This window comes from Protofrankia sp. Cr1 (genome assembly GCF_963555865.1).
Lineage (GTDB): Bacteria > Actinomycetota > Actinomycetes > Frankiales > Frankiaceae > Protofrankia.
In genome coordinates, this window is the sequence record NZ_CAUVXO010000017.1 from 1 (window position 1) to 12,953 (window position 12,953).

At 67.0% G+C, this 12,953-nt stretch carries 8 protein-coding genes, 1 tRNA gene and 3 pseudogenes; 5 read left to right on the forward strand and 7 right to left on the reverse strand.

Annotation, left to right across the window (positions count from 1 at the left end):
• Positions 1-515: 515 nt before the first annotated feature.
• Together U9980_RS03280 and U9980_RS03285 are read left to right on the forward strand one after the other, a co-directional pair.
• Positions 516-722 (forward strand): ferredoxin, encoded by a 207-nt coding sequence (locus U9980_RS03280; protein ID WP_322766624.1) that lies wholly within the window; start codon positions 516-518, stop codon positions 720-722.
• Positions 723-1,120: 398 nt separating this feature from the next.
• Positions 1,121-2,464, forward strand: coding sequence for a pyridoxal phosphate-dependent aminotransferase family protein (locus U9980_RS03285; RefSeq protein ID WP_322753165.1), 1,344 nt, complete (start codon positions 1,121-1,123; stop codon positions 2,462-2,464).
• A 39-nt stretch (positions 2,465-2,503) separates the two neighbouring features.
• On the opposite strand, the gene aat is transcribed toward U9980_RS03285, so the two are convergent.
• The 4 genes and pseudogenes from aat to U9980_RS03305 form a co-directional block, all read right to left on the reverse strand.
• Positions 2,504-3,388: a leucyl/phenylalanyl-tRNA--protein transferase gene (aat, locus tag U9980_RS03290; protein WP_322766625.1), complete on the reverse strand. Its 885-nt coding sequence runs from the start codon at positions 3,386-3,388 to the stop codon at positions 2,504-2,506.
• The gene (locus U9980_RS03295) at positions 3,379-5,787 is read right to left on the reverse strand and encodes a putative bifunctional diguanylate cyclase/phosphodiesterase (RefSeq protein ID WP_322766626.1); all 2,409 of its coding nucleotides are present in this window, start codon (positions 5,785-5,787) and stop codon (positions 3,379-3,381) included. Before U9980_RS03295 ends, aat begins: the two co-directional genes overlap by 10 nt.
• 285 nt (positions 5,788-6,072) lie before the next feature.
• A pseudogene (locus U9980_RS03300) lies at positions 6,073-7,060 on the reverse strand (pirin family protein).
• Between the two features lie 129 nt (positions 7,061-7,189).
• A pseudogene (locus tag U9980_RS03305) lies at positions 7,190-8,292 on the reverse strand (ferritin-like domain-containing protein).
• A 745-nt stretch (positions 8,293-9,037) separates the two neighbouring features.
• Here U9980_RS03305 and U9980_RS03310 point away from each other — a divergent pair.
• The 3 genes from U9980_RS03310 to U9980_RS03320 all read left to right on the forward strand — a co-directional run bounded on the left by U9980_RS03310 (position 9,038) and on the right by U9980_RS03320 (position 10,567).
• Positions 9,038-9,643, forward strand: coding sequence for a hypothetical protein (locus tag U9980_RS03310; RefSeq protein ID WP_322766628.1), 606 nt, complete (start codon positions 9,038-9,040; stop codon positions 9,641-9,643).
• 46 nt (positions 9,644-9,689) lie between these two features.
• The gene (gene orn / locus U9980_RS03315) at positions 9,690-10,304 is read left to right on the forward strand and encodes an oligoribonuclease (protein ID WP_322749420.1); all 615 of its coding nucleotides are present in this window, start codon (positions 9,690-9,692) and stop codon (positions 10,302-10,304) included.
• Positions 10,305-10,491: 187 nt separating this feature from the next.
• Positions 10,492-10,567, forward strand: a tRNA-His gene (locus U9980_RS03320).
• A gap of 51 nt (positions 10,568-10,618) precedes the next feature.
• Here the strand turns inward: U9980_RS03320 and U9980_RS03325 are convergent.
• The 3 genes and pseudogenes from U9980_RS03325 to U9980_RS28390 all read right to left on the reverse strand — a co-directional run bounded on the left by U9980_RS03325 (position 10,619) and on the right by U9980_RS28390 (position 12,910).
• Entirely contained in the window at positions 10,619-11,110 is a 492-nt protein-coding gene (locus tag U9980_RS03325; protein WP_322766629.1) for a MarR family winged helix-turn-helix transcriptional regulator, read from the reverse strand.
• A 199-nt stretch (positions 11,111-11,309) separates the two neighbouring features.
• Positions 11,310-11,735 carry an OsmC family protein gene (locus U9980_RS03330; protein WP_322766630.1) on the reverse strand — a complete coding sequence of 142 codons (426 nt, stop codon included), beginning with the start codon at positions 11,733-11,735 and terminating at the stop codon, positions 11,310-11,312.
• Positions 11,736-11,861: 126 nt separating this feature from the next.
• A pseudogene (locus U9980_RS28390) lies at positions 11,862-12,910 on the reverse strand (hemolysin family protein).
• Positions 12,911-12,953 lie beyond the last annotated feature (43 nt).

Sequence of the window (12,953 nt, forward strand, 5' to 3'; positions counted from 1 at the left end):
ACGGGCGCCTGCGCGCCCGCGGCGTTCGACTGCACGTTTCACGGCGGTAAATGTTCGATGGCGGGGCCGGTGCTGCTCCGTGGAGCCCCGCCCGGGAAATGACACGCCCCGCCGCTGAAACCGGTCGGCGGAAAATCACCAGGCTGTCCGGGGCGGTGGCCGATGTCACGTCGGCTGCTCCGCGAGAACGCCACGTCGACCGGAGCCGAGGCCGGTACCTGCACATTCAGGCCTCGACTGAATATCTGGCGCATCCCGGCTGTCCCCATCGGGTCCGCGCTTGCCGCAGCGGCCAGCGGAAATATCACCGTTGGTCCGTCCGGCCCGGACAGCGGCGGGCATTACGACCCATGGACTTCCCGACCCGGGTACCCGAAGCACCGCTTCTCGACACCCAGAGCGCGCGACCGCCCTAACAGCCGGCCGGCTTGCCGATAGAATCGGCTGGGCAGCCACCGCCAATGCTCCCAACGAATGCGAGGTGTGATGTGGCAAGCGAAAAGCGTCGACTTCCCATGAACGTCGAGGGACCCTTCTTCGTCGACTCGGAATGCACTGACTGTGAAAACTGCCGGGGAGTCGCCCCGGATTTCTTCAAGCGCGACGAGGATCGCGAGGTTCATTATATATGCCGGCAGCCGTCGAATGAGGAGGAAGAGGAAATGCTCCTGCAGGCCCTCGAGTTCTGCCCGGCTGAGGCGATCGGACGGATTGCGGCATAACCCTCCGCGTACTGCAGGCCTCATGATTATGATCTTCTCGCGCCGGGGTTCCTGTCGCCGGGAGGCCCCAAGGGACCCCGACCGAGATCGCCGGCAGCCGAACCGCGACGTGCTGCGGTGACCCATCACGGGAAGACCCAACCGGCGTACGCCGCGACCTGTGGCAGGCGAGCCGTACTCCGGTTGGGCATGGTCCATGATATTTCTGACATGATCAGAATACTATGCGCTATTTATGCATAATTAGCATATTTAGTTCTAACTATCAGTAAAATTACATTTGCCTGAAGTAACCACTGAGTCGGATGACCCGCGAGTCCGCTGGTAAATACTCAAAAACAACACCATGTGCGAAAGTTGCGCCGTAGCGTGGAACCCTCATCTTTCGAGGAGGGGCGTTGTCCAAGACTCCGGGGCGGTTGTCCACACGCCAGGCTTCGCCAGACCCGCCGGGACCCTACGATCGGATACTGGGTCGTCCGCTGGGCCCCCTGGCGGAGCTCGCCGGGCTACGAAACACCCATCCAATGGTGGACTCCGTCGTCGACGAGATCGACGGACGCCGGATTCGCATCGGCGACCACTGGCTTGCGGACTTCGCGTCCTGCAACTACCTCGGGTTCGATGTGAATCCGGAGATCATTGCAGCGGTACCGGAATACCTGGCCAAATGGGGTACCCATCCGAGCTGGTCGCGAATGATCGCCTATCCACGACCGTTCGCCGAGATTGAAGAAGAACTTGCCGCGCTCCTCGGCACCGAGGACAGCCTCACGATTCCCACGATCACACACATCCACATCTCGGCCATTCCTGTTCTCGCCGGGGAGGGTTCGGTCTTCCTCGACCGACGTGCGCACCGCACGGTCTACGACGGCGCTGCGATGGCACAGGCACGAGGCGCGACCTTGCAGCAGTTCGACGCCGAGAACCCCGGCCAGCTGGAGGATCTGCTGCGGACGTGCCCCCACTACCCGAGACTGGTGTGTATCGACGGCGTTAACAGCATGACCGGCAATGCGCCCCCCCTGGCCGAACTGCTGACGGTCACCCGCGCAAACGACGCGATCCTCTACGTCGACGACGCCCACGGTTTCGGTGTCCTCGGTGAGCGCAGTGCGGACGAACTCAGCCCGTACGGCTTGCACGGCAACGCCATTGTCCGTCATGTCGGGGAGACCTACGACGGACTCATCCTGGTGGGCGGCTTCTCCAAGGCCTACTCGTCACTGCTGGCGTTCATCGCCTGCCCGACCACGGTGAAGAACCACCTCAAGGTGACCGCCGCGCCGTACACCTTCTCCGGGCCGTCGCCAGTTGCCTCCCTCGCCACCGTGCAGGCCGGCTTCCGCCTCAACGCCGCGCGGGGCGACAGCATCCGAGCCGATCTTCATCGCAAAACCGCCCGTGTTCTCGACGGGCTGGCCCAGCTCGGGTTACGGACGTTGAACCGGTCCGGGACGCCGATCATCGAAGTACCGATCGGTACCCCCGAAGATACGGATGCCATTGGAATCCACCTGTTCAACCGTGGGATCTACGTCACCATGGCGCCCTATCCGGTAGTGCCCCGGGCCGACGTCGGGGTCCGTATCCAGGTCACCGCAGCCAACACCGACGAAGAAATCGCGCATCTACTGACGGTGCTCGCCGAGATCGCCGCAATGTTCCCGGGCCCGCAAGTCGCGCCCAGCGTGCCGGCGTCCCGCTGCGCACCCGCTGCGCAGTCCCCGATCGGGTAGATCGATCCACCTGGGCACGCCCAACCGAAGGCCGCGCGATCATTGCTCTCCGCGCGCGGCCGGAGGCGGAACCGCCATGGAACGCCGAGCCCGCCGGGCCGCTCGCGCGCGTTCGACCAGGCGTGTCACGGGCATCCGGTCACGGACGAGCCGCACGTCGGTGTCCCGCACGTCGCGTAGAACCGCCAGAAACCGCTCGCGCGGGATCTCGACGGCGCCCATGGAACCAGCGTGCGCACTGACGAACTGCGCGTCGATGAGCCGACCGCCAGCCTGCACGAACCGCACGTCAAAGTCGACCAACGCAACCTTGGACGCATCGGTCTGCACATGGAACATGGACTCGGCCATGAAGGCGGCACCGACGAGCACACCGAACATGCCTCCGATGAGGTCCTCGCCCTGCCACACCTCGACGCTGTGCGCCCAGCCGAGCCGATGCAGATCACGGTAGGCGTCCGCGAGCTCAGGCGTGATCCAGGTGGGTCGGCCGCCCCGGCTGCATCCGCGGACGACCTCGGCAAACGCCTCATCCAGGGTGGTGGTCCACGCACACGCGCGCATCCGTCGGAACAACGAGTCGGACACGTGCACCGCGCCGACGGGCAGCACCCCCCGTGGGTCCGGACACCACCAGGGAAAGTCGAGATCCGGCGGGCCGTCCCCGGACAGGTTGAAGACTCGCCCGTCGGCAACAGCGGTGGCCAATCGGCGGTGCGTGTCCGCGACCTCGATCGGATCGTCGACCGGAACCGGGAAGGGGAAGAGCCCCCGCCGGTATGCCCCGACGAGCGTGGCCGGGGTGAGCACACCCCCGACCGCGACGGGTAATTCGACCGGCTCAGCCGGCTCGGCATGATCCTTCTCTGGCAGCCCGTCCCACGGCGACGGTCCCGGCGGCTCAGGCCGACCGGTCAGGTCCACGTGCGACCCGTGCGGACAGGTTCGGCCGGCTGCGCCACCCGGGCAGCCGTGCCCGCCCGACCCACCGACTGCGACTGCGACTGCGACTGCGACTGCGACGATCCTGCGGATAACGCGGTGGATCCGGCTGGCGACCGGTGGTTGTGCCGACGCCACAGCAGCGGCGTCAGCTCGTCGGCGGGCTGCGGACAGCCCAGGTAGAAGCCCTGGGCCAGATCACAGCCAAACTCGGTCAGGCGCCGCATCGCAGTCTCGGTCTCGACTCCCTCCACGACGATACGCAGGCCGAGGGAGTGGGCAAGCCCGACCGTGGACTGCACGATCGCCGCTGCCACCGGATCGGATTCCAGGTGCACGACAAACGATTTGTCCATTTTGAGCGCATCCACCGGGAGCTCCCGCAGGTAGGACAGGGACGAGTATCCCGTCCCATAGTCATCCACGGCGATGTGGATTCCCATCTCGCGCAGAGTTGTGAGGACGGCCGCGGTGCGGATCCGGTCGAGCATCAGCGCTGTTTCGGTGATTTCGAACTCGAGCGCCCGCGCGGGCAGCCCGTGCAGCTCAAGGAGATCCGCGACTTCGGCTGGGAATCCCGTGTCGAGCAGATTGGACGCGGAGAGGTTGACCGCTACACCGATGTCCAGGCCGACGTCCCACCACCGGCGGCACTGCCCCAGCGCAAGCCCGAGGACCTCCAGCGTCAGCGGACGCATCAGCCCGGTGTGCTCGGCCAAGGGCAGGAAGACATCGGGCTGGAGGAGGCCCTTGGTGGGATGTTCCCATCGTACGAGCGCCTCCACCCCGTGGCAGCTACCCGTACGCAGGTCGACCTTCATCTGGTAATGGACCCGCAATTGATCATCGCCGAGCCCGCCTCGCAGCGCCTCAATGACGTCGAGCCGGTCTGGGGTGTGCACGTCCGCGCCAGGCCGGTAGTACTCGACCCCGCAACGGGCGGACTTTGCCGCATACATCGCGACATCCGCCCGCTGCAACAGGACGCTCGCGGTGACCGCGTCGTCCGGGTGGAGCGCGGCCCCGATGCTCGCGTCCACGTGCAGGGTGACCGCACCCACATCGAAGGGGTCCCGCAGCGCCGTGAGCACCCGCTCGGCGACCATCTTGGCGACCGCCGCGTCCGCATCCTCCAGGATGACGGCGAACTCGTCTCCGCCGAGGCGGGCCAGCAGGTCCGCCGGGCGCAATGCCGCCGCGATCCGGCGCCCGACGAGTTTCAGCAGATCATCGCCGACAGGATGGCCAAGGGAATCGTTGATTTCTTTGAAACGGTCGAGATCGAGCACGAGTAGCGCGAACCGACGGGCGCCGCGATTGGCGCTGACATCCAGCCCGTCCAGGCGCTCGAAAAAGGCACGACGGTTGGCCAGGCCGGTGAGCTCGTCGGTCCGGGCCTGCAGCTTGGTCTCAGCGAGCTGGCGGACCTCGGCGAAGGTGATCCCGGTCCGTACCAGCGCGACCAGAACGGTGGCAGCGGCGAGCGCGACCGTCGCGGGCGGCAGGCGCTGCACCGCAGCGCCGAAAACCAGGAGCGCGAGCGCAGCTATCGCAAAGATCGCCGGGATGGCCAGTACGCCCCACCCGGTGAGACCCTCCGTCTTCTCCCGCGGTGGCCGTTGCCAGGCGGCGTACGCAGGCAGTACCAGTGCCAACGCCCACAGCACCTCGACCGGTCCGCCCGCGGAGTAGTGACCGCTGGCAACCTCACCGACAACGATCGTATCGGCCACCGCAAAACCGATCAACGAGCCACCGAGGAGGTACCAGACCCGTTCCAGTCGCCAGCCCAGCAGACCGAACACGCTCACCACAAGTACGAGCAGCATCAGGTCGGCAAGGGGATAGGCGAGGTTCAAGCCGACCGCCGACATGCTGGTCGCCCGGACCTTACCGATGGCCCCGGCGGCCAGACCGCTGGCAAGTGCCGCCACGCCGAGGGCCCCTACCAGGGCGTCCAACCAGACACTGGGATGAAAGCGGGACACCCGTTTGCGTAGCAGGAGAATCACAGAAATATATGTCGCGAGATAAAATACCAACCAGCCGACGTCGGCCGGCGACGGGGATGGTTGCGGATTGCGATCGGCTACCTGCGTTGTGAAGTACGCCGTTCCAGCACCGTAGAACAGAAGACCGATCCCGATCGCGACCCACGCGGCCCGTTCGCCTCGCACCAGAATGGCCCGCGCCAGGCACATGGTTCCCGCCGCCGCGCTGAAACCGTTGCCGAGCCATCGATCAACCTCGTTGATCGCGATCGAGCTGTCGCGCAGGCCGGCGACGGTCGTGATGGCGAAAAACACCGCGGCCGCCAGGAGCACCCATCGTGCCACGCGGACCATCCGCAATCGGCGAGCGGCATGAACTGAAGTCGTCAAGCGGTCATCCCCCCACGATCAGGCCGGCGGGGCACATTCTGACACTCTGGGCCCTATTCGCCACCGATGACCCACCAATCGGACCGGGGCTTCGGGGACCTCCGCGATCGCGCCACCTGTGGCCCGGCTGGTAGCGGCGTCTGCGTGGATCACTGCGGTAGCTGCTCGACCTTTACCCGGCGCTGCGCGATCCAGTCCTGGGCCACGCCCTGATCGGCCCGTCCGCAGGCCCCGAGGGGTCTCGAAGGCCCCGAGGGTCTCGAGGGTCCGGCGGCGCCGAGCGCCTCAGCCGGAACGGTCGACGACGCGATGGGGCATGAGGGCATTCGCGGGGATGACGCCCAAACGTCCGGCCTGATAATCCTCCACAGCCTGGCGCAGTTCGTCGCGGGTGTTCATCACGAACGGCCCGTACATCTCGACGTGCTCGCGGATGGGCCGCCCGCCGAGCAGCAGGACCTCCAGCATCGGGCTCACCCCGGACTGGCGGTCGTCGGCCGCGAGCGTCAGGTGGTCACCGGGCCCGAACACGGCAAGCTGTCCGGCGCGGACCGGATGACCCGTCACCGCCGACCCGTCCCGAACCCGCGAGGATGTAGGTCAGCGCGTTGAAGTCGAAGGGCCACGGGACCGTCAGCGCAGCGCCCGGGGACACCGACGCGTGCGCCACAGCGATCGGGGTATGGGTCGAGCCGGGACCGCGATGGCCGGCGACATCACCGGCGATGAGCCGCAGCAGCGCCCCGCCGTCCGGCGACGCGACGAGGCTGACCCGGTCGCCTTCGATGCTCTGGTACCGCGGCGGGCTGAACTTGTCGCGCCCCGGCAGGTTCACCCACAGCTGGATGCCGTGGAAGAGCCCACCGCTGACGACGAGCTGTTCGGGTGGAGTCTCGATGTGCAGGATTCCCGCGCCTGCTGTCATCCACTGGGTCGCGCCATCGGTGATGACGCCACCCCCACCGTTGGAATCCTGGTGCTGGAACGTCCCATCGATCATGTATGTGACGGTCTCGAAGCCACGGTGAGGGTGCCATGGCGTGCCCTTCGGCTCGCCAGGGGCGTACTCGACCTCACCCATCTGATCCATATGAACAAAGGGATCGAGATCTACCAGGCTGACACCGGCAAAGGCGCGGCGCACGGGGAAGCCTTCACCCTCGTGGCCCGATGGCGCGGTCGTCACCGAACGGACCGGGCGGTCCACGGCACCGGGCAGGGGCGCGCTCAGGCGCGGCAGACTGGTCGGATCGGCGGCGGTCACGGCAGGCATCGCGGTCCTCCTGGCACATCTCACGGGTCGAACGTTGCTGGAGCAACTATAGGTAAGGATAACTCCGGATCGCCCCGATCGCTTCCCGACCCACCCACCCGACACCGCACCAGCCCTCGGTCCCGGCGGTCAGAGCACGGAAGCGATCGTCTGCTCCACCTGCAGCCTGCGCGCCATCAGCCCCATCTCGTCGGCCCGCGCCCGGTCGAGGCTGTCGGCGATGTCCTCGTCCCTGTTCATCAGTTCCGCCAGATCGAGGTCGCAGAGGTCCAGGACACCCATCCGCGCATAGGCGTCGCGGACCTTCTCCCCCCACAGACCGATGTCCCGGACGCACGGCACGATCCGGCTGAACAGCAGCTTGCGGAATGCCCGCATGTAGCTGGAGGTCTCGACCGCCGCAAGACACTCGGCCACGTCGAAGCCGAGATTTCCCACACCTCGGCGCCCCGCAGCCGGTCACGCATCAGCCAGCAGCTTTCGACGACGAATTCCTCGCGTTCCGCGCGTTCCCGACTACTGAGCTGCGAATAGTAATCACGTAGGACCAGTCGCCCGAACGCCACGTGCCGAGCCTCGTCCTGCATCACATACGCGAGAATCTGCTTCGGCAGCGAGGCGGACGTGGCATCGCGCAGCACCCCGAACGCGGCGAGGGCGAGCCCCTCGATGAGCACCTGCATGCCCAGGTACGGAATGTCCCATCGGCTGTCGGTAAGGGTCGAGTCGAGCAGCGACCGCAGCTCGGAGTTGATCGGATAGACCACACCGACCTTCTCCGTCAGGAAGCGGGCATAGGTCTCGGCGTGCCGCGCCTCATCGATCGTCTGGGTCGCGGCGTAGAACTTCGCATCCATGTCCGGTACCGACTCGACGATCCGGGCACTACAGATCATCGCGCCCTGCTCGCCGTGCAGGAATTGGCTGAACTGCCATGCCGCCAGATGCTGACGCAGCTCGCCGCGGTCCCGCTCGCCCAGTTTCTCCCAGACCGGGAGACCGTGGATGGGAATCGTCTCGTCCGCAAGTCCGAGCGGACGGTGGGGGTCGACCTCCGCCGACCAGTCGATCCTGGTCGCGGCGTCCCACTGTCTGTCCTTGCCCTTCTGGTAGAGCTCCAACAGCCGCGCGCGGCCTTCGTCGTACTCCCAGGAAAAACGCGCGGCACCGGCCATCGGCACATCCCAGGTGGCACCACCGGCCGGCATGACGTAGTGGTCGTGCGTGCTCATGACCTGACCTCCGCGTTAGCGCTCCGGGGACTACGGCCTGCGGGCGCGCGATCTGACGATCGTCGCGCGCCCTTGGGCCCTCGAGGGCGTCCGGCATGTGCAGACTGTCAGAGCCGCGGTAGGTGTCAAGCAATCACCCACCGTGCACGGTTCGTCATGGCGGCGAGGAGCGACCGGCAACACCGGTCGTTATCACCGGTCGTCATCACCGGCCGGTGCCACCACCCGGCGATAACGGGACGGTCCCTCGGACGGGGGGACCCGCCGGTGCCCGACACGCCGCCGGTAAGGTTAAGGGTTTGTGACAACCGGCCCTGCCGGTCGCCTGGACCGCTACCGTCTGGGCTGTGGACCGCAGCTGCAGTCGACCGGATTTCCTGCGGCAAGAGCGCCTGCGAGCAGCAGGCCGGCTCCGAAGCCGTCGGCGCCCCCGTGACACCCATGGTCGCCGCCGGCTGACGGCCCGACCACCGGGGCGCCCGGCCCGGCGTCGCTGACTGCGCAACGGCCCGGGTCCGCCGGGCCGTTGCGCAGTCAGCGAGATCCGATCCGTGAGCTGGCGACCAGCGCCACTGCCACTCCATGTGGTCGCCGTGCCCGCACTCGCGCGGGCACGGCGCCACAGGGCCCCTTCACGTGGGTCTTCCCGGGAAGCCTCCCATCGCCTGGACACCTTCTGGCGATATGGTCAGCTTGTTACTAATCGGGCAGACGGATGGAAAGGGCACACCGGCCGGTGGGACTGGTGAGGCGGGGTGGGCTCGGCATCCTGATGTTCGCAGCCGCGCTCGCGCTGATGCCCGTCCTGGTGCTGTGGTATCAGCATCATCCAGAACCGCCCGCTGGGGACGGGACACTCATCGCCGCCGGATCCGGGCCGGCAGGCGGTGCGACGGCCCCCACCCCGACCGGCTCCGACGCGAGTGCCCGGCCGGTCATCCCGAGGTCGCCCGGTAGACCCTCGGCCGTGCCGAGCCGTGCCGCCGTCGGCGGAACCGGTGCCGGCTCGACGGCGGGTCCGACCCTGGTGGGCTTCGCCGGCATCATCTCGGGAAGCGTCGTGAGCGGGCCCGTGCAGGGTGCCGTGGTGAGCGGAGTCGTTCAGATCGAACTCGTGGTTTCCGGCTCGCCCGGCACGATCCTGTTCAACCTGGCCGGGCCCGTCTCGACGTCCTACACGGCCACCGGGCCACCGTTCCTGTTCACTCCGCAGGACGCGCCGTGGAACACCACGCGATTCGCGAACGGGCAGTACGTCCTCACGGCCACAGCGACCCAGCGGTCGGTGCCGCCCGTCTCCGTGACGTTCCAGCTCGCCAACCCGGCACCCCAGCGGTCCGCCCCCGGCTAGGTCCCCGCGTGACGTCCCGATCGGGAGACCCTATGGTCAACCAGATATGGATCGCCTCGTCTGGATCGACTGTGAGATGACCGGGCTCAACGCCGCCTCCGACCTTCTACTGGAAGTCGCATGTCTAGTTACCGATAGTGAACTTAATATCCTTGGCGAGGGCGTGGACGTGGTTGTGTCCGCACCGGAGACCGCGCTGGCCGGGATGGAAGCCGTGGTCCAGGAAATGCATACCGCCTCGGGTCTGACCGATGCGGTACGGGCCTCGACCCTGACCCTGGCCGAAGCCGAGGAGCAGGTACTGGACTACGTCCGGCGGCAGGTTCCGGACCCGGGCAAGGCGCCCCTGTGCGGCAACTCGATCGCCACGGATCGCGGCTTCCTCGCTCGGTACATGCCGACCCTCGACAGCTACCTGCACTACCGGATGGTCGACGTGTCCACGGTGAAGGAACTCGCGCGGCGCTGGTACCCCAGGGCCTACTACGCGGCGCCGCCCAAGCGCGGCGGCCACCGCGCGCTCGCCGACATCCGCGAAAGCATTGATGAGCTGCGCTACTACCGGAAAGCCATCTTTGTGCCGCAACCGGGGCCCACCAGCGAGTCTGCCCGGGCGGTGGCACGGGAGATCCGGGTTGACACCGACCCGGACGTGACCTGAAGACGTGACCTGAAGGCCACTGGCGGCCCCTGGAGACACCGGCGTCATCGCGGCCAGGACACTGCAATCCTCGTGGCCAGAAGGAGGGATCGACCGGTACTATGAGCCAGGTCCTGGAAAGTTGTGCAGGTCGACCGCGGGTGCGCGGTCGACTACGCGCGCTGAAGGGGCACGCTTCTGGTACGTGGTGGGTGTAGCTCAGCTGGTAGAGCACCGGGTTGTGGTCCCGGGTGTCGCGGGTTCAAGTCCCGTCACTCACCCCACGTAACAAGCTGCTGTTATGCGTGCGCTGTGACGCGAACTCCGTGATGCCGCTATCGGGCCTCTGCCGTGGCGGTAACCGCGGCGGTGAGGCTACGCAGAGCGGTACGCAGAGCAACGAACTCGTCATCGGACAGGCTCATGGCGCCGCCGATGACGGCTGGCACCGCTCGAGCCCTCTCCCGCAGAGCGGCGCCCGTCTCGGTCAGGGTGACCTGGACGGAGCGCTCGTCGTCAACGCGCCGCTCGCGTCGCAGGAGACCGGTCGACTCCAGCCGCTTGAGCAGCGGTGAGAGCGTGCCGTAGTCCAGCGCCAGCGCGGCGCACAGATCCTTGACCAAGCTCGTCTCGTGGTCCCAGAGCACAAGCATGACCAGATACTGGGGATAGGTCAGGCCGAGCCGGTCGAGCACAGGCCGGTAGACAGCCGTCACGGCGCGCGATGCCGCATACAACGCGAAGCAGAGCTGGTCGTCCAGGCGCAGCGAGAACTCCCGCTGTCTGTCACCGGTCTGGGCAACCGCGTCACTGTCGCCGCTAGTCACGGCGTCTCGGCTAGTCACGGCGTCCCGGCTGGTCACAGCGTCCCGGCTGGTCACGGCGTCCCGGCTGGTCATGGCCCATGGTCCCATCCCACCAGCACCCGGGGCACCAGCACGTCAGTCGACCATGCGGCCTCCCGGCGCACATGGACGCGCCAGGAGGCTGCCAGCCGCGCTCCGCGGTAGCCGGAGTGAAGGACCGTCAGAACAGGCCAGCGGTGAGGGTGATGGTCGTGCCCGCCAGTGCCTGGCTCACCGGGCAGTTCGCCTTGGCCTCCGTCGCAGCCTTGACAAACCCGGCGTCATCAACACCGGGCACGTCACCACGGACGGTGATGTGGATGCCGGTGATACCGGTACCCGGCTGGAAGGTCACGTCCGCCTGGGTCTCAAGGCGGCGCGGTGGATTGCCCGCCCCGGTCAGGCCGTGCGAGAGCGCCATGGAAAAGCAGGACGAGTGGGCAGCCGCGATCAGCTCCTCCGGGCTGGTGACACCGTTGGGCGCCTCAGCACGCGCTGGCCACGAAACGGGGAAGTCTCCGATCTCGGACGAGGCGAAGGTGACGGTGCCACCGCCGTCAGTCAGATTGCCTTCCCAAGCCGTACGAGCGGTGCGGATGGTTGCCACGGTCGGTACCTCCGTTATGAAGAGCTGATGGTTGCGGCAGCTGCACAGCCGCAACCAAAGCGTACACGATTACATCGTGCACAACTCTTCTTGCGAGACGATCCACGTCTCGGTCACCACAGATGATCACCCTTTGGACGTTGGCTGGTCCTCGTCGCGAATGTCGCCGACAAGTTCTTCCAGGACGTCCTCCAGCGCCACAACCCCAAGAATCGTTCCGTCCCGGTCGGTGACCCGGGCCAGGTGTGCTCCGCTGCGCTGCATCGTCGAGAGCACCGTCTGGAGCCTGTCGTCCACACCGACCCGGGCGAGCGGGCGTACCCACTTCGCCGGGATCGGCGCCGACCGCTTCCCCGGATTGGTTTCCAGGACGTCCTTGAGATGCAGGTATCCGGTGAGCGCACCGGAGGAGTCCTGGACCGGGAAGCGGGAGAAGCCGGTCCGGGCGGCGAGTGCCTCCACGTCACGTGGGGTCGCGCCGGCCGGGACCGTCTCCAGTTGTCGACGGGAAGCAGGACGCTGCGCGCGTTGCGCTCGTCGAGGTAGAGCACCCCCGACAGCAGGCCGTGCTGGTCGGCATCGAGCAGGCCCTCGCGCCGGGACTCCTCGACGAAGGCGGCGACCTCGTCGCGGGTGAAGGCGCTGGCAACCTCGTCCCGCGGAGCCACCCGCAGGAGCCGCAGGCTGAGGTTGGCGGTCATGTTCAAACCGACGATCGCCGGCCGCAGACACCGGACGACACCGACAAGCGGTGGGACGAGCAGCAGAGCGCTTCGGTCCGGCCCGGCCAAGGCGATGTTCTTGGGAACCATCTCGCCGATGACGACATGCAGGAACACCACTATGATCATGGATGCGGCGAACGCGATCAGATGCCGGGGGGCGTCGGACAGCCCGACCGATGCGAACGGACCGTCCAACAGGTGGGCAACCGCGGGTTCCCCGAGTGACCCCAGCCCCAGGGTGCAGATCGTGATACCCAGTTGAGCACCGGCCAGCATCAGCGAAACGTCCTCCATCGCCCGCAGGGTGGTCTGTGCGCGGGTGGATCCGCTCTGTGCCACCGGTTCGACGGCGCTCCGGCGGGCCGAGATCAACGCGAACTCGGCACCCACGAAGAACGCGTTGAGGAGCAACAGAACGACGGCGAGGCAGACGGCGACCGGGTTGCTCACCGCACCGCGTCCATCATGCCCGGGCTGTGCCGACCCTGGTGCG